This is a genomic window from Flavobacterium sp. PMTSA4 (assembly GCF_032098525.1).
Taxonomy (GTDB): domain Bacteria; phylum Bacteroidota; class Bacteroidia; order Flavobacteriales; family Flavobacteriaceae; genus Flavobacterium; species Flavobacterium capsici.
This window is the reverse complement of sequence record NZ_CP134890.1, coordinates 1,509,434-1,527,405: the sequence shown is the minus strand read 5'-3', so window position 1 is coordinate 1,527,405 and position 17,972 is coordinate 1,509,434. Positions and strand designations below refer to the sequence as shown.

The 17,972-nt window shown below is 33.5% G+C and carries 12 protein-coding genes and 1 tRNA gene; 11 read left to right on the top strand and 2 right to left on the bottom strand.

Annotated features, from left to right (window positions below; all coding sequences use genetic code 11):
- The first annotated feature begins 24 nt into the window (after nucleotides 1-24).
- The 11 genes from RN605_RS07020 to RN605_RS06970 all read left to right on the top strand — a co-directional run bounded on the left by RN605_RS07020 (nucleotide 25) and on the right by RN605_RS06970 (nucleotide 16,044).
- Nucleotides 25-95 (top strand) — tRNA-Trp (locus RN605_RS07020).
- Nucleotides 96-113: 18 nt separating this feature from the next.
- A complete protein-coding gene (gene secE, locus RN605_RS07015; protein ID WP_313323584.1) occupies nucleotides 114-311 on the top strand; it encodes a preprotein translocase subunit SecE in 198 nt (65 codons plus the stop codon).
- Nucleotides 312-317: 6 nt separating this feature from the next.
- Entirely contained in the window at nucleotides 318-869 is a 552-nt protein-coding gene (nusG, locus tag RN605_RS07010) for a transcription termination/antitermination protein NusG (RefSeq protein ID WP_313323582.1), read from the top strand.
- Between the two features lie 66 nt (nucleotides 870-935).
- A complete protein-coding gene (rplK, locus tag RN605_RS07005; RefSeq protein ID WP_313323580.1) occupies nucleotides 936-1,376 on the top strand; it encodes a 50S ribosomal protein L11 in 441 nt (146 codons plus the stop codon).
- An 8-nt stretch (nucleotides 1,377-1,384) separates the two neighbouring features.
- A complete protein-coding gene (rplA, locus tag RN605_RS07000) occupies nucleotides 1,385-2,074 on the top strand; it encodes a 50S ribosomal protein L1 (protein WP_313323578.1) in 690 nt (229 codons plus the stop codon).
- A gap of 22 nt (nucleotides 2,075-2,096) precedes the next feature.
- Nucleotides 2,097-2,591 (top strand): 50S ribosomal protein L10, encoded by a 495-nt coding sequence (rplJ, locus tag RN605_RS06995; RefSeq protein WP_313323576.1) that lies wholly within the window; start codon nucleotides 2,097-2,099, stop codon nucleotides 2,589-2,591.
- A gap of 52 nt (nucleotides 2,592-2,643) precedes the next feature.
- Nucleotides 2,644-3,018 (top strand): 50S ribosomal protein L7/L12, encoded by a 375-nt coding sequence (gene rplL / locus RN605_RS06990; protein WP_313323574.1) that lies wholly within the window; start codon nucleotides 2,644-2,646, stop codon nucleotides 3,016-3,018.
- Nucleotides 3,019-3,282: 264 nt separating this feature from the next.
- Nucleotides 3,283-7,095 carry a DNA-directed RNA polymerase subunit beta gene (gene rpoB, locus RN605_RS06985; RefSeq protein WP_313323572.1) on the top strand — a complete coding sequence of 1,271 codons (3,813 nt, stop codon included), beginning with the start codon at nucleotides 3,283-3,285 and terminating at the stop codon, nucleotides 7,093-7,095.
- A gap of 84 nt (nucleotides 7,096-7,179) precedes the next feature.
- Nucleotides 7,180-11,481 (top strand): DNA-directed RNA polymerase subunit beta', encoded by a 4,302-nt coding sequence (gene rpoC / locus RN605_RS06980; protein WP_313323570.1) that lies wholly within the window; start codon nucleotides 7,180-7,182, stop codon nucleotides 11,479-11,481.
- A gap of 4 nt (nucleotides 11,482-11,485) precedes the next feature.
- On the top strand, nucleotides 11,486-11,797 hold the full coding sequence (locus RN605_RS06975) for a DUF3467 domain-containing protein (RefSeq protein WP_313323569.1): 312 nt from the start codon (nucleotides 11,486-11,488) through the stop codon (nucleotides 11,795-11,797).
- Nucleotides 11,798-12,024: 227 nt separating this feature from the next.
- Nucleotides 12,025-16,044, top strand: coding sequence for a beta strand repeat-containing protein (locus tag RN605_RS06970; RefSeq protein WP_313323567.1), 4,020 nt, complete (start codon nucleotides 12,025-12,027; stop codon nucleotides 16,042-16,044).
- Between the two features lie 70 nt (nucleotides 16,045-16,114).
- Here the strand turns inward: RN605_RS06970 and RN605_RS06965 are convergent, their stop codons facing one another.
- Together RN605_RS06965 and RN605_RS06960 are read right to left on the bottom strand one after the other, a co-directional pair.
- Nucleotides 16,115-16,333 (bottom strand): hypothetical protein, encoded by a 219-nt coding sequence (locus tag RN605_RS06965; protein ID WP_313323565.1) that lies wholly within the window; start codon nucleotides 16,331-16,333, stop codon nucleotides 16,115-16,117.
- Nucleotides 16,334-16,373: 40 nt separating this feature from the next.
- Nucleotides 16,374-17,963 (bottom strand): peptide chain release factor 3, encoded by a 1,590-nt coding sequence (locus RN605_RS06960; RefSeq protein WP_313323563.1) that lies wholly within the window; start codon nucleotides 17,961-17,963, stop codon nucleotides 16,374-16,376.
- Between the last annotated feature and the right edge of the window lie 9 nt (nucleotides 17,964-17,972).

Sequence of the window (17,972 nt, the reverse complement as noted above, 5' to 3'; positions counted from 1 at the left end):
TTGGTGCTCTGCTGGATTTTATAAACGGGCGTAGTTCAAGGGTAGAATAGCGGTCTCCAAAACCGTTGATGGTGGTTCGAATCCTCCCGCCCGTGCAAAATACATAAAAGACAATGGGAAAAGTTTTAAATTACATAAACGAATCTTTTGAGGAATTAAAATCAAATGTGTCTTGGACTCCATGGTCTGAAGTACAGCGTTATACAATTATTGTTGCTGTATTTTCAGTTGTGTTTGCTCTTGCTACATGGGGTGTTGATGAGATGTTTGCTAAATCTATTGCAACTCTTTTTAATTGGATAAATTCATAAATAAAGATGCCTGAAGTTAATACAAAAAAATGGTACGTAGTTAGAGCTGTTAGTGGTCAAGAGAATAAGGTTAAAGCTTATATCGAGACCGAGATAAACAGACTTGGTATGTCGGACTATGTTTCTCAGGTTCTTGTTCCAACTGAAAAAGTTGTACAAGTAAGAGAAGGAAAGAAAATTTCTAAAGAGAAAGTTTATTTTCCTGGATATGTAATGGTTGAAGCAAATTTGATGGGAGAAATTCCACATATCATAAAATCAATTACAGGTGTAATTGGGTTTTTAGGTGAAGTCAAAGGTGGTAATCCAGTACCTTTAAGAACTTCAGAAGTTAATAGAATGTTAGGTAAGGTTGATGAGTTGTCTATAACTACTGACACACAGAACATACCATTTAATATTGGTGAAACAATAAAGGTCATCGATGGTCCTTTTAATGGTTTTAATGGAACTATCGAAAAAATCAACGAAGAAAAGCGTAAACTTGAGGTTATGGTTAAGATTTTCGGTAGAAAAACTCCACTAGAATTAAGTTTTATGCAAGTAGAAAAAGTATAATTTTTGTTACATATATAATAAACCGCATCAATCGCTTCCAATTGAGAGATGTAAAATTTTTAAGAAATGGCTAAAGAAATTAGTAAAGTAGTTAAACTACAAGTTAAGGGAGGTGCTGCGAACCCGTCGCCACCGGTTGGACCTGCTTTGGGAGCTGCTGGAGTTAATATCATGGAGTTCTGTAAGCAATTTAATGCTAGAACACAAGATCAACCCGGCAAAGTGTTACCAGTACAAATTACTGTGTACAAAGACAAATCTTTCGATTTTGTTGTAAAAACTCCACCTGCTGCTATTCAATTGTTGGATGCTGCTAAATTAAAATCTGGTTCAGGTCAGCCTAATAGAAAAAAAGTTGCTAATGTAACTTGGGATCAAATTAAGGCTATCGCTGAAGACAAGATGGTTGATTTAAATGCATTTACAATAGAATCAGCTATGAGCATGATTGCTGGAACAGCTAGATCTATGGGTATAACTGTAACTGGAGATTCTCCTCTAAAATAAGGTAAGAAATGGCAAAATTGACAAAAAAACAAAAAGAAGCTGCTTCAAAAATTGAAAGAAACAAATTATATTCATTAAAAGATGCTTCATCTTTATTGAAAGTAGTTGCTTCTGCAAAATTTGATGAATCAGTTGACATTGCTGTTCGTTTAGGAGTAGATCCAAGAAAAGCAAATCAAATGGTAAGAGGTGTAGTTACACTTCCACATGGTACTGGAAAAGACACTAAAGTTTTAGCTTTAGTTACTCCAGATAAAGAAGAAGAAGCAAAAGCTGCTGGCGCTGACTATGTAGGATTAGACGATTACCTTCAAAAAATTAAAGATGGTTGGACTGATGTTGATGTAATTATCACTATGCCTGCTATCATGGGTAAATTAGGTCCACTAGGACGTGTTTTAGGTCCTAGAGGTTTAATGCCAAACCCTAAAACTGGAACTGTAACTATGGAAATTGGTAAAGCAGTTGCTGAAGTAAAAGCTGGTAAAATAGATTTTAAAGTGGATAAAACAGGTATTGTTCATGCAGGAATTGGAAGAATTTCTTTTGATGCAGACAAAATTGTTGATAACGCTCATGAAATTATTCAAACATTAATTAAATTAAAACCAACTGCAGCTAAAGGTACTTACATTAAGTCTATTTACTTATCAAGTACTATGAGTCCTGCTATTGCTTTAGATCCTAAAGCAGTCTAATTGGTAGTTAAAAAGTTTTATTATGACTAGAGAAGAAAAATCAATCGCGATAGAAGATTTAACTGCAAAGTTGGCTGAAGCAAATGTTGTTTACATTGCTGATACTTCTGGGTTAAATGCTGAAACTACTTCAAATTTAAGAAGAGCTTGTTTCAAAGCAGGAATTAAATTAGAAGTTGTTAAAAATACTTTACTTGAAAAAGCTATGGAAGCTTCTTCAAATGATTATGGTGATTTACCAACAATTTTAAAAGGAAACTCTTCAATATTAATTGCTGAAATTGCTAATGCACCAGCAAAAGTTATTAAAGATTTCCGTAAAAAATCAGAGAAACCTATTTTAAAAGGTGCTTTCATTAACAATGAAATCTATATTGGTGACAACTTGTTAGACAGTTTAGCATCTCTTAAATCTAAAGAAGAAGTAATTGGAGAAATCATTGGATTACTTCAATCTCCAGCAAAACGAGTGCTTTCTGCCTTGTTGAATAATGCTGAAGGTAAATCTGAAGAATAAATAGAGCAGACTAAAAAATAATAATTAAAGAACATTTTAAACGATAGAAAAAATGGCAGATTTAAAACAATTCGCAGAACAATTAGTTAACTTAACAGTAAAAGAAGTTAATGATTTAGCTACAATATTAAAAGATGAGTATGGTATCGAGCCTGCTGCTGCAGCTGTAGTAGTTGCTGCTGGTGGTGGTGATGCTGGTGCTGGTGCTGAAGAGCAAACAGAATTTACAGTTGTATTAAAAGAAGCTGGTGCTTCTAAATTAGCAGTTGTAAAAGCTGTTAAAGAATTAACAGGTCTTGGCTTAAAAGAAGCTAAAGACATCGTTGATGGTGCTCCAGCAAACATCAAAGAAGGAGTTTCTAAAGCAGAAGCTGAAGGTTTGAAGAAATCTTTAGAAGAAGCTGGAGCTGTTGTTGAGTTGAAATAACAAAACACCAGTTTTAAAGCTAGGTTTAGGTCTTGAGTAAGCACTCAAAGACCTAAACCATTTTTCGTATAATGTAATTATCAAGTTTTAATAATATGATAATTTAAAAAATGAAAATGCTTTTAATCAGTACGAAGAAAAAAATAGACAAATTTCCTGGTTTATTTTTAAAGATGTATTGGTTATAAAAAAAGGAAAGTATAGATTAAACAGTGTTCTTATACACAAAAAATTACTTTTTTTAAATCAAAATTTTGTCCATTGATGATAACAAATCAGACCGAAAGATTGAATTTTGCCTCTACAAAAAATATTCCTCAATATCCAGATTTTCTAGATGTTCAGGTTAAGTCATTTAAAGATTTCTTCCAATTGGAAACGAAATCTGACGAAAGAGGCAACGAAGGTTTATACAACACCTTCATGGAAAACTTCCCAATAACTGATACAAGAAACCAATTCGTTTTAGAATTTCTTGATTATTTTGTAGATCCACCTAGATATACAATTGAAGAATGTATCGATAGAGGTTTAACTTATAGTGTGCCTTTAAAAGCAAGATTGAAACTATATTGTACAGATCCAGAACACGAGGATTTTGAAACTATAGTTCAAGATGTTTATTTAGGAACGATACCTTATATGACTCCAAGTGGAACATTTGTAATAAATGGTGCCGAAAGAGTTGTAGTATCTCAATTACACCGTTCGCCTGGTGTTTTCTTTGGACAGTCGTTCCATGCAAATGGAACAAAATTATATTCTGCCAGAGTAATTCCTTTTAAAGGTTCTTGGATAGAATTTGCTACCGATATTAATAACGTGATGTATGCTTATATCGATAGAAAGAAAAAATTACCAGTAACAACACTTTTCCGTGCTATTGGTTTTGAAAGAGATAAAGATATTCTTGAAATATTTGACCTTGCAGAAGAAATTAAGGTTTCAAAAACAGGTCTTAAAAAATATATCGGTAGAAAATTAGCTGCACGTGTATTGAACACATGGCACGAAGATTTCGTGGATGAAGATACAGGCGAAGTAGTTTCTATTGAGCGTAATGAAATTATATTAGATCGTGATACTATTATCGATAAAGATAATGTTGAAGAAATTATTGATTCTAATGTAAAATCAATTTTATTACACAAAGAAGATAATAATCAAGCAGATTATGCTATTATCCACAATACTTTGCAAAAAGATCCAACAAATTCTGAAAAAGAAGCTGTTGAACATATATACAGACAATTGCGTAATGCTGAACCGCCAGATGAAGAAACAGCACGTGGTATTATTGATAAATTATTCTTCTCGGATCAACGTTATAACTTAGGTGAAGTTGGTCGTTACAGAATGAATAAAAAGTTAAACTTGGATATTCCAATGGAAAAACAAGTTTTAACTAAAGAAGATATCATTACAATTGTAAAATATTTAATCGAATTAATCAACTCTAAAGCTGAGATTGATGATATCGATCACTTATCAAACCGTCGTGTTAGAACAGTTGGAGAACAATTGTCACAACAATTCGGTGTAGGTTTAGCCCGTATGGCTAGAACTATTAGAGAAAGAATGAACGTTAGAGATAACGAGGTGTTTACACCAATCGATTTGATTAATGCTAAAACATTGTCATCGGTTATTAACTCTTTCTTTGGAACAAATCAGCTATCTCAATTTATGGATCAAACCAATCCATTAGCTGAGATTACACACAAACGTCGTTTATCGGCACTTGGACCTGGAGGTTTATCTAGAGAAAGAGCTGGATTCGAGGTACGTGACGTTCACTATACACATTATGGACGTTTATGTCCAATTGAAACTCCTGAAGGACCAAACATTGGACTTATTTCGTCACTTGGTGTTTACGCAAAAGTGAATGGAATGGGATTCATTGAAACTCCTTATAGAGAAGTTAAAAACGGAACAGTTGACTTAACTTCTGAACCAATTTACTTAAGCGCTGAGGAAGAAGAAGGAAAAATGATTGCTCAAGCAAACATTGAAATGGATTCTAAAGGAAAAATTACTGCTGATAAAGTTATTGCTCGTGAAGAAGGTGATTTCCCAGTAGTTGATCCGTCTGAAATCCATTACACTGATGTTGCTCCTAATCAAATTGCTTCTATCTCTGCATCCTTAATTCCTTTCTTAGAACATGATGATGCGAACCGTGCGTTGATGGGATCAAACATGATGCGTCAAGCAGTACCTTTATTGCGTCCAGAAGCTCCAATTGTTGGAACTGGATTAGAAAGACAAGTTGCTTCTGACTCTAGAGTATTAATTAATGCTGAAGGAAATGGTGTTGTTGAGTATGTTGATGCTAACATGATTACTATCAAATACGATAGAACTGAAGAAGAAAGAATGGTAAGTTTTGACACGGATGAAAAAACATATCAGTTAATAAAATTCAGAAAAACTAACCAAAGTACATCTATTAACTTGAAGCCAATTGTTAGAAAAGGTGATAGAGTTACTAAAGGTCAAGTACTTTGTGAAGGATATGCAACTCAAAATGGTGAATTAGCTATTGGTAGAAACTTGAAAGTAGCTTTCATGCCATGGAAAGGTTACAACTTTGAGGATGCGATTGTAATTTCTGAAAAAGTAGTTCGTGATGATATTTTCACTTCTATCCACGTAGATGATTATTCATTAGAAGTTAGAGATACAAAATTAGGTAACGAAGAGTTAACTAATGATATTCCTAATGTTTCTGAAGAAGCTACAAAAGATTTAGATGAAAATGGAATGATTAGAATTGGAGCTGAAGTTAAACCTGGCGATATTCTAATTGGGAAAATTACTCCAAAAGGAGAATCAGATCCAACTCCAGAAGAAAAATTATTACGTGCAATCTTTGGTGACAAAGCTGGTGATGTTAAGGATGCTTCATTGAAAGCTTCTCCATCATTACATGGTGTAGTTTTAGACAAAAAATTATTTGCTAGAGCTGTAAAAGATAAAAAGAAACGCACTAAAGATAAAGACGATTTGTCTGCTTTAGAAATGGAATATGAAACTAAATTTGTTGAATTAAAAGACAAATTAGTTGATAAATTATTCAACATTGTTAATGGAAAAACATCTCAAGGTGTAATGAACGATTTAGGTGAAGAAGTATTACCAAAAGGTAAAAAATTCACTCAAAAAATGTTACATGCTGTCGAAGACTTTGCTCACTTAACAAAAGGGCAATGGGTTTCTGATGATGAAACTAATAGATTAGTAAACGACTTAATTCACAACTATAAAATCAAATTAAATGATTTACAAGGTGCATTAAGAAGAGAGAAATTCACTATTACTGTTGGAGATGAATTACCAGCTGGAATTTTAAAATTAGCTAAAGTTTATATCGCTAAGAAACGTAAATTAAAAGTGGGTGATAAAATGGCAGGGCGCCACGGTAACAAAGGTATTGTTGCTCGTATTGTTCGTCATGAAGATATGCCGTTCTTAGAAGACGGAACTCCAGTTGATATCGTTTTAAATCCACTTGGTGTACCTTCTCGTATGAACATCGGACAGATTTATGAAACTGTTTTAGGTTGGGCAGGTCAAAATTTAGGTAGAAAATTTGCAACACCAATTTTTGATGGCGCAACTTTAGACCAAATTAATGAACTAACTGACGAAGCAGGAATTCCAAGATTTGGACACACTTACCTTTATGATGGTGGTACAGGAGAACGTTTCCACCAACCAGCAACTGTAGGTGTTATCTATATGTTGAAATTAGGACACATGGTTGATGATAAAATGCACGCACGTTCTATTGGTCCATATTCTCTTATTACACAACAACCATTGGGTGGTAAAGCTCAATTTGGAGGTCAGCGTTTTGGAGAAATGGAGGTTTGGGCACTTGAGGCTTATGGAGCATCAAGTACGCTTAGAGAAATTTTGACTGTTAAATCGGATGACGTTATTGGTAGAGCTAAAACTTACGAAGCTATCGTTAAAGGTGAAACTATGCCAGAACCAGGATTACCTGAATCATTCAATGTATTGATGCATGAATTAAAAGGTCTTGGATTAGACATCAGATTAGAAGAATAAAAAATAGTAATCAGGAAACGGTATCCGATTAAAAGTCGGATACTGAATCTGAACACTTAAAAAAAACTTTAAAAGTTTACGACTATGATGAATAGAAATAAAGATAAGAATACTATCAAAAGATTTGACAGAATTTCGATAGGTTTAGCTTCTCCAGAATCAATCTTGGCTGAATCAAGAGGTGAAGTTTTAAAGCCAGAAACAATCAATTATAGAACTCATAAGCCAGAACGTGATGGTCTTTTCTGCGAAAGAATATTTGGTCCAGTTAAAGATTTTGAATGTGCTTGTGGAAAATACAAAAGAATTCGCTACAAAGGTATCGTTTGTGACCGTTGTGGTGTTGAAGTAACCGAAAAGAAAGTGCGTAGAGATAGAGTTGGACACATCAATCTTGTTGTTCCAATTGCTCACATTTGGTACTTCCGTTCGTTACCTAACAAAATTGGTTATATCTTAGGATTACCTTCTAAGAAATTAGATATGATTATTTACTACGAAAGATATGTAGTAATTCAAGCAGGTATTGCAAAAACACCTGAAGGTGAATCATTAGAAAGATTAGACTTTTTGACTGAAGAAGAATATCTAAATATTTTAGATACACTTCCAATGGAAAATCAATATTTAGATGATAATGATCCAAATAAATTCATTGCCAAAATGGGTGCCGAATGTATTATGGATTTATTAGCACGTACAGATTTAGATGCATTGTCATATGAATTACGTCACAGTGCTAACAACGAAACATCTAAACAAAGAAAAACAGAAGCATTAAAAAGATTACAAGTTGTTGAATCTTTCCGTGAAGCAAACTTAAACAGAGAAAACCGTCCAGAATGGATGATTTTAAAAGTAATTCCAGTTATCCCACCAGAATTACGTCCGTTAGTTCCACTAGATGGAGGTCGTTTTGCTACGTCTGACTTAAATGATTTATACCGTCGTGTAATCATCCGTAACAACCGTTTGAAAAGATTGATGGAAATCAAAGCTCCGGAAGTAATCTTGAGAAACGAAAAACGTATGTTACAGGAATCAGTAGATTCATTGTTCGATAACACGCGTAAAGCTTCTGCGGTTAAAACAGAATCAAACAGACCATTGAAATCACTTTCTGATTCCTTAAAAGGTAAACAAGGTCGTTTCCGTCAAAACTTATTAGGAAAACGCGTGGATTATTCTGCTCGTTCAGTAATTGTTGTTGGACCAGAAATGAAATTGTTTGAATGTGGTTTGCCAAAGGATATGGCTGCTGAATTGTACAAACCATTTGTTATTCGTAAGTTAATCGAAAGAGGAATAGTTAAAACAGTTAAGTCGGCTAAGAAAATAATTGATAAAAAAGAGCCAGTAGTTTGGGATATTCTTGAAAATGTAATCAAAGGACATCCAGTATTACTGAACCGTGCTCCTACTTTACACAGACTTGGAATTCAAGCATTCCAGCCTAAGTTGATTGAAGGAAAAGCAATTCAATTGCACCCATTAGTATGTACTGCATTCAACGCGGATTTTGATGGTGACCAGATGGCAGTTCACTTACCACTTGGACCAGAAGCTATTCTTGAAGCTCAATTGTTAATGTTGGCTTCTCATAATATCTTGAATCCAGCAAATGGTGCGCCAATTACAGTTCCTTCTCAGGACATGGTTCTTGGTTTATATTATATGACAAAAGAGAGATTGTCAACTCCTGAGCATAAAATTTTAGGTGAAGGATTAACTTTCTATTCTGCTGAAGAAGTAAATATTGCTTTAAATGAAGGTAAATTAGAATTGAATGCTCGTGTTAAAATTAGAGCAAAAGATTTTAATGAAAATGGTGAACTAGTTTATAAATTAATCCAAACAACTGCAGGTAGAGTATTGTTTAATGAAGTTGTACCTGAAGCTGCTGGATATATTAATGAGGTTTTAACTAAAAAATCACTTCGTGATATTATTGGAAAAATTTTGTCGGTAACTGATGTGCCCACAACTGCAGCTTTCCTTGATAACATGAAAGATATGGGATATAAATTTGCCTTCAAAGGTGGATTATCATTCTCATTAGGTGATATCATTATTCCTCAAAGAAAAGATGAATTGATTGCTGATGCACGTGAGCAAGTTGATGGAATTACCATGAACTATAACATGGGATTAATTACCAACAATGAGCGTTACAATCAGGTTATTGATGTTTGGACATCTACCAATGCAATGCTGACTGAATTAGCAATGAAAAATATTAGAGAAGATCAACAAGGATTTAACTCTGTATACATGATGCTTGATTCTGGAGCTCGTGGATCAAAAGAGCAAATTCGTCAGTTAACCGGTATGCGTGGTTTGATGGCTAAACCTAAAAAATCAACTGCTGGTGGTGGTGAAATTATTGAAAACCCAATTCTTTCTAACTTTAAAGAAGGTCTTTCGATTTTAGAATACTTTATTTCAACTCACGGTGCACGTAAAGGACTTGCAGATACTGCGTTAAAAACAGCTGATGCTGGATACTTAACAAGAAGATTACATGATGTTTCTCAAGATGTTATTGTAAACTCAGTTGATTGTGGTACATTAAGAGGAATTGAAGTTTCTGCATTAAAGAAAAACGAAGAAATCGTTGAAACTTTAGGAGAAAGAATTCTTGGACGTGTAGCATTACAAGATGTTATTAATCCATTAAATAATGAAGTTTTAGTTCATGCAGGTGTACAAATTACAGAAGCTATTGTTAAGGCTATCGAAGAATCACCACTTGAAAAAGTTGATGTTCGTTCACCTTTAACATGTGAAGCTAAAAAAGGTATTTGTGCTAAATGTTACGGTAGAAACTTAGCAACTGGAAAAATGACACAAAAAGGTGAAGCAGTTGGTGTTATTGCTGCTCAATCTATTGGTGAACCAGGAACACAGTTAACGCTTCGTACATTCCACGTTGGAGGTACAGCAGGTAATATCTCTGAAGAATCAAGTATTGTAACTCGTTTTGCAGGTAGACTTGAAATTGAAGATTTAAAAACTGTAAAAGGTGAAGATAGTGAAGGAAATTCTGTTGATATTGTAATTTCACGTTCAACAGAATTGAAATTAGTTGATACAAAAACTGGAATCGTTCTAAACACTCATAATATTCCTTATGGTTCTAGCATCTTCGTTAAAGATGGTGATATTGTTGAAAAAGGAACAACTATTTGTAAATGGGATCCATATAATGGTGTAATTATTTCTGAATTTACAGGAAAAATTGGTTACGAAGATTTAGAACAAGGTCAATCTTATATTGTTGAAATTGATGAGCAAACTGGTTTCCAAGAAAAAGTAATTTCTGAAGGTAGAAATAAAAAATTAATACCAACTTTACATATTTATGGTAAAGATGGAGAATTAATGAGAACTTACAATTTACCAGTTGGAGCACACTTAATGGTTGAAGATGGAGAGAAAATTAAAGCAGGAAAAATTCTTGTGAAAATTCCTCGTCGTTCTTCAAAAGCAGGTGATATTACTGGAGGTTTACCAAGAATTACAGAGTTGTTAGAAGCTCGTAATCCTTCAAATCCAGCTGTTGTTACTGAAATTGATGGTGTTGTTTCTTTTGGAAAAATTAAGAGAGGAAATCGTGAGATTATAATTGAATCTAAATTTGGAGAAGTTAAGAAATACTTAGTAAAATTATCTAACCAAATTTTAGTTCAGGAAAACGACTTTATAAAAGCTGGTATGCCATTGTCTGATGGTGCGATAACTCCAGAAGATATTTTAAGAATTCAAGGACCAAGTGCTGTTCAACAATACTTAGTAAATGAAATTCAAGAAGTATATCGTTTACAAGGTGTAAAAATCAACGATAAACACTTTGAAGTCGTTATTCGTCAGATGATGCGTAAAGTAAGAGTTGAAGATCCAGGAGATACTTTATTCTTAGAAGAGCAACTAATCCACACAAGTGATTTCATTTTAGAAAATGATAAACTTTACGGAATGAAAGTTGTTGAAGATGCTGGTGATTCTGAAGTCTTAAAAGCAGGACAAATTGTTTCTCCACGTGAGTTGAGAGATGAAAATTCACTTTTAAAACGTAACGATAAAAACTTGGTTGTTGCACGTGATGTTATTACAGCTACAGCAACTCCAGTTCTTCAAGGTATTACAAGAGCTTCTCTTCAAACTAAGTCATTTATTTCTGCGGCATCGTTCCAGGAAACTACTAAAGTATTGAATGAAGCTGCGGTTGCTGGAAAAGTAGATACGTTAGAAGGATTGAAAGAAAATGTAATTGTAGGTCATAGAATTCCTGCTGGAACAGGTATGAGAGAATACGACCATACAATTGTAGGTTCTAAAGAAGACTTTAACGAAATTATGTCTAGAAAAGAAGAATATATATACTAATAGCATGGCAGAAGAAAATCAACAACAAGGACAAATTAATATTGAGCTTGATGAAGCTACAGCAGATGGAATTTATTCTAATCTTGCAATAATCAATCATTCTCCATCTGAATTTGTTATGGATTTTGTAAAAGTCATGCCAGGTATGCCAAAAGCAAAAGTAAAATCAAGAATAATTTTAACTCCACAACATGCTAAAAGGTTATTGAAAGCATTAGGAGAAAATATTCATAGGTTTGAAATGGCTAATGGAGAAATTAAAGATTCTGAGCAACCAAACATTCCTCTGAATTTTGGTCCTGCAGGACAAGCTTAAATAAAATAGTATTTAAAAAAGTAAAGCCTCTTCAGTAATGGAGAGGTTTTTTTATGTTATTATCGATTATGTTATATAATCATTAAGATTATTGTAATTCAACGATTTTACAAGTGTAATTACAGATTTAATCTAGGAATTTTAATTTACCTTCTTATATTTGTAAATTATAGCGATACGCTTTTTCTTAATGAATAAAAAATCAAAAGATTGTTAAATTATTATATATGAAAAGATTACTACTAAGTTTATTTATAAAAAAGAATTTTTTTTTAATATTACTGTTTTCATTATTTTTTGGATTAAATTTTGTTAATGCACAAAAAACAGCTTCTACAGGAAATTGGAATACTCCCGCGACTTGGAGTCCAAGTGGTGTACCAGTTGCTGGTGATAATATTATAATACCAAATGGAATTACAGTTACTCTTAATACAAGTTTTAATTCATCAAATTTAATTACCATAGTAGGTACAGGAAAAATTAAATTTACAAGAGGTAATACTCTAACAATTGATGGAACAATCGATTTTCAAGGAACTTCTGCAAATCAAATTGAATGGGCAGGAAATGAGAATACAGGAAATCAATCGACGGTAAATGTAAATGGAACCTTAAAGACCGCTAATTCAAGTGGTATTACTAGTGTAGCAAATTCCTCAATTCAAACAAATGGTAACAATCAAAATATAAACTTAAACACAACTGCCAATTATGAATTCAATGGTGTAAGCCAAACAATGACAGGATTACCAACATCAGTTAATAATTTAATACTTTCGGGTTCAGGAACAAAAACATTTCCATCAACTTTAACGGTATCTAATAACTTATCAATAAGTAATGGAGTGATTGCTAATCTTGGTACTTTTACACATTCAGCAGGAACTTTAACTTTAAATGGAGCAGGAACACCTTCTGGATCACACGGAAGTACAAGTTCAACGGCTACCTACAAAAACAATACTTTTTTTGCTGCAACATCGGGTTTAATAAATGTTACTACATGTTCTGCCAATAATATAGCTGGTGCTGCGTCATCAACACCAACACTTTGTATTAATACAGCATTAACTCCAATTACACATACAACAACTTGGGCCACAGGTATTGGCAGTGCACTAAATTTACCAACCGGAGTTACTGCTTCATGGTCAAATAATACAATTACAATAAGTGGAACTCCTACTTCTTCAGGACCATTTAGTTACAGCATTCCATTAACGGGTGGTTGTGGGAGTGCTGTTAATGCTACTGGATCAATAAATGTAACTCCAGATAATACAGTAGGTACTGCATCATCAACGCCTACTCTTTGTATAAATACAGCTTTAACTCCAATTACTCGAACTACAACTGGAGCTACAGGAATTGGAACTCCAACTGGTTTGCCTTCAGGAGTTACAGCTTCTTGGGCATCAAATACAATAACAATAAGTGGAACTCCAACAGCATCAGGAACATTTAATTATAGTATTCCATTAACTGGAGGTTGTGGCAACACAAGTGCTACAGGAACAATTATTGTTACACCAAATAATACAGCAGGAACACCATCATCAACACCTACTCTTTGTATCAATACAGCTTTAACTCCAATTACTCGAACTACAACTGGAGCTACAGGAATTGGAACTCCAACTAATTTACCATCAGGAGTTACTGCATCATGGGCATCAAATACAATAACAATAAGTGGAACTCCAACAAATTCGGGCACATTTAATTATTCTATTCCATTAACTGGTGGTTGTGGTAGTGTTAATGCTACAGGAACAATTACCGTTACACCAAACAAAACAGTAAGCGCACCATCATCAACGCCTACTTTATGTATAAATACTGCATTGACAGCTATAACTCATACAACAACTGGCGCAACAGGATATGGGCTTCCATCAGGATTGCCGCTAGGAGTAACTGTCTCTTTTGCATCAAATACATTAACAATAAGCGGAACACCAACAGCTTCAGGAACATTCAATTATAGTATTCCTATAACTGGAGGTTGTGGTAGTGGTATTAATGCTACAGGAATAATAACTGTATCTCCGAATAATACAGTTGGTGCACCATCATCAACACCTACTTTATGTATAAATACTTCTTTGACAGCTATAACTCATTCAACAACTGGCGCAACAGGAATTGGCAGTCCAACAGGGTTGCCATCAGGAGTAACTGCTTCATGGGCATCAAATACAATTACAATAAGCGGAACACCTACGGCATCAGGAACATTTAATTATACTATTCCATTAACGGGTGGTTGTGGTAGTGTTAATGCAACTGGAACTATAACTGTATCTTCGAATAATACTGTTAGCGCACCATCATCAACACCAACTGTAACTATAAATACAGCTTTAACTCCAATTACGCATACTACTACAGGTGCAACAGGAATTGGAAGTGCAACAGGGTTGCCATCAGGAGTAACTGCTTCATGGGCATCAAATACAATTACAATAAGTGGAACACCAACTGCTTCAGGAACATTTAACTATAATATTCCTTTAACTGGAGGTTGTGGTAGTGTAAATGCAACAGGAACAATTACTGTAATGGCATCAGGAGGTTCAGTTACATGGATTGGAGCTGTTGATACAGATTGGTTGAATGCTGCTAACTGGTCAGGCGGAGTTCCTAATTCTGCTTCCAATGTTATTATTGGAACAGCTAGTTTTTATCCTCAGATTTCTTCGGATGTTACAATTAATACATTAACAATTGATGCTAGTTCATCTTTATTAGTTAATTCACTTTATAATTTAACGGTAACAGATGCTATTGTTAATAATGGAACTTTAACTATTGAAAATAATGCTAACTTAATTCAAGTGAATAATGTTGCTAATACAGGTTCTGGTTCTACAGTTGTAAAAAGAGAGTCTAACCCACTTATACGTTTAGATTATACAGCTTGGTCATCACCGGTTAGTGGACAAGGATTATTAGATTTTTCTCCTTTGACTGCGATTAGTCCTAGCGTACGTTTTTATACATACAATACTTCAACTAATTTATATTCTTCAATTTCGTCTGGAGCAATTTCAACTGAGCAGTTTTCAATTGGAAAAGGATATTTGATTAGAGTACCGTTTAATCATCCAACTGCACCAGCTATTTGGAATGGTGCTTTCACAGGAAACCCACATAATGGAGATTATAATGTTGCTGTTTCAGATGCTGGTACTCCTGCAAATCCTCCAACTTTCCCAGTTGATAGATATGGTTACAACTTAATAGGGAATCCATATCCTTCACCAATAAGTATTTCTCAATTTGCATCTGATAATAGTGCAAATATTGAAACTACATTTTATTTCTGGAGAAAAACAAACAATGCTTCAAGTCCTTCCTATTGTACCTGGAATTCAGCTTCGAATACTTTTGGTGATAATGGTGAATTGTATACTGAAACACCTAACAATGTAATTCAAACAGGACAAGGATTTATTATCCAAGCAAAAACAGGTGTAACTTCTGTTCAATTTAATAATGGCCAAAGAGTAGCCAATAATGCTAACCAATTTTTCAGGAATTCTAATGATTCAGCTTTATCAACACCATCGACAATTGAATCTAATAGAATTTGGTTGAATTTAACTGGTGATTCAGGAACATACTCTCAAACTGTAGTTGGTTATTTTACAAATGCAACCGATGGGGTAGATGATTTTGATAGTAAGTATTTTAATGATGGACCAGTTGCTTTGACTACAGTAATTAATAATCAGGATTATGTAATTCAAGGAAGATCTTTGCCATTTTCAGTTGCAGATGTTGTTCCTCTAAAATATAAAGTGACAAATTCAGGGAATTATACTATTTCAATTGATCATGTTGATGGAATGTTTGATAACAATCAAATAGTATATTTAAGAGATAATACCAACAATATTATTCACAATTTGAGTTCAGGGAATTATGTTTTTGCATCTGAGGCAGGAACTTTTGTTAACCGTTTTGATTTGGTTTACCAAACACAGCTTTCAACAGATACGAATACTTTCACCGAAAATCAGATTTTGATTCTTAATGATAATTCTAATTTAATTATTCAGTCAAATGGTGATTTTATTAATGATATTTCAGTGTTTGATTTAAGAGGAAGACTAATTACTTCAAAAAATAGAATTAATAATTCTATCAGTACAATTCCTTTAAATGTCAAAAACCAAGTAGTTTTGGTTAAAGTTACATCTATAAACGGAGTTATTGTTAATAAAAAAGTTATGAGATAATAGATTTATATACTAATAATAAAAAAGCCGTTAATTAATATTAACGGCTTTTTTATTACTTTGAAGATGTCTATGATATTGACTTTCTGTATTTTTTTATAGTAATTATTCCAAAAATTAATCCTATGATGGCTAATAATATTAGCTTAGAATTTATTGGCGCAGGTTGAGGATCACCTCCTTCTAAACCTCCATCACCATCGCCTTCATCTCCTGGACCTTGAGCATAAATAATAAAATCAGAAATTAATAAAAAAGCTAGTAAGTAAAATTTGTTTATTTTTTTCATAATTATTCTTTTGTGTTGTAAATATAACAATCATTTTTGTTTAATCAAATTCTGATGTAAAGAATAGTTTCACACTTGGAAATTTTGACTGAGTCATTTGTATTGTGAAATCTGAATCAGCTAAAAAAACGAGTTGATTGTATTTATCGTGCGCTAAGAATTTCTGTTTTATTCTCTTAAATTCTTTGAACTCTTCACTTTTTGGATCTTCAGGTTTAACCCAACATGCTTTGTGTACAGGAAAGTTTTCATACGTACATTTTGCTCCATATTCGTGTTCTAATCGATATTGAATAACTTCATATTGTAAAGCACCAACTGTACCAATTACTTTTCGGTTATTCATTTCTAATGTAAATAACTGTGCAACACCTTCATCCATTAATTGGTCAATTCCTTTGTCAAGTTGTTTTGCTTTTAGCGGATCAGCATTATTAATGTATCTAAAATGTTCTGGCGAAAAACTTGGAATTCCCTTGAAACTCATCATTTCACCTTCCGTTAATGTGTCACCAATTTTAAAATTTCCTGTATCGTGAAGTCCAACAATATCACCAGGATAAGATATATCAACTATTTCTTTTTTCTCTGCAAAAAAAGCATTTGGGCTAGAAAATTTTAGATTTTTGTTTAATCTAACATGAGTATAAGGCTTATTTCGTTCAAAAGTTCCCGAAACAATTTTTATAAAGGCTAATCTGTCACGGTGTTTTGGATCCATATTGGCATGGATTTTAAACACAAAACCAGCCATTTTTTCTTCTTCAGGTTTAACGAGTCTAGTTTCTGATTCTTTAGGTCTTGGACTTGGAGCTATTTCAATAAAACAATCTAACAATTCTCTAACACCAAAATTGTTTAAAGCCGAACCAAAAAACACGGGTTGTAAAGTTCCTTCTAAATAAGCTTCTCTGTCAAAAGCTGGATAAACTTCAGCAATTAATTCAAGTTCTTCTCTAAGTTTTGTTGCAGGTTTTTCTCCGATTATCTTTTCTAATTCTGGACTATTGATATCTGAAAAAGAGATGGTTTCTTCAATATTTTTTCTGCTATCACCACTGAAAAGATTGATGTTTTGTTCCCAAATGTTATAAATGCCTTGAAAATCATAACCCATTCCAATAGGAAAACTCAAAGGTGTTACCGATAATTTTAATTTTTGTTCCACTTCATCCATCAAATCAAAAGCATCTTTTCCTTCTCGGTCTAATTTATTGATGAAAACGATTATTGGGATTTTTCGCATTCTGCAAACTTCTACCAGTTTTTCAGTTTGTTCCTCAACACCTTTTGCAACGTCTATTACAACAATTACACTATCAACAGCTGTTAATGTTCTAAAAGTATCTTCTGCAAAATCCTTGTGACCTGGTGTGTCAAGAATATTGATTTTTTTGTCTTTATAATTAAAAGCCAAAACCGATGTTGCTACCGAAATTCCACGTTGGCGTTCAATTTCCATGAAATCGGAAGTGGCACCTTTTTTAATTTTATTGTTTTTTACTGCTCCAGCTTCCTGAATTGCACCACCAAAAAGCAGTAATTTTTCAGTCAAAGTGGTTTTTCCAGCATCTGGATGCGATATAATTCCAAATGTTCTTCGACGTTGTATTTCTTTTAAAAAGCTCATGTTTTTTTC

Bases quoted from the DNA above. Each gene is read 5' to 3' on its own strand.
- secE (WP_313323584.1), top strand. From the start codon at position 114: ATGGGAAAAGTTTTAAATTACATAAACGAATCTTTTGAGGAATTAAAA.
- nusG (WP_313323582.1), top strand. From the start codon at position 318: ATGCCTGAAGTTAATACAAAAAAATGGTACGTAGTTAGAGCTGTTAGT.
- rplK (WP_313323580.1), top strand. From the start codon at position 936: ATGGCTAAAGAAATTAGTAAAGTAGTTAAACTACAAGTTAAGGGAGGT.
- rplA (WP_313323578.1), top strand. From the start codon at position 1,385: ATGGCAAAATTGACAAAAAAACAAAAAGAAGCTGCTTCAAAAATTGAA.
- rplJ (WP_313323576.1), top strand. From the start codon at position 2,097: ATGACTAGAGAAGAAAAATCAATCGCGATAGAAGATTTAACTGCAAAG.
- rplL (WP_313323574.1), top strand. From the start codon at position 2,644: ATGGCAGATTTAAAACAATTCGCAGAACAATTAGTTAACTTAACAGTA.
- rpoB (WP_313323572.1), top strand. From the start codon at position 3,283: ATGATAACAAATCAGACCGAAAGATTGAATTTTGCCTCTACAAAAAAT.
- rpoC (WP_313323570.1), top strand. From the start codon at position 7,180: ATGATGAATAGAAATAAAGATAAGAATACTATCAAAAGATTTGACAGA.
- RN605_RS06975 (WP_313323569.1), top strand. From the start codon at position 11,486: ATGGCAGAAGAAAATCAACAACAAGGACAAATTAATATTGAGCTTGAT.
- RN605_RS06970 (WP_313323567.1), top strand. From the start codon at position 12,025: ATGAAAAGATTACTACTAAGTTTATTTATAAAAAAGAATTTTTTTTTA.
- RN605_RS06965 (WP_313323565.1), bottom strand. From the start codon at position 16,333: ATGAAAAAAATAAACAAATTTTACTTACTAGCTTTTTTATTAATTTCT.
- RN605_RS06960 (WP_313323563.1), bottom strand. From the start codon at position 17,963: ATGAGCTTTTTAAAAGAAATACAACGTCGAAGAACATTTGGAATTATA.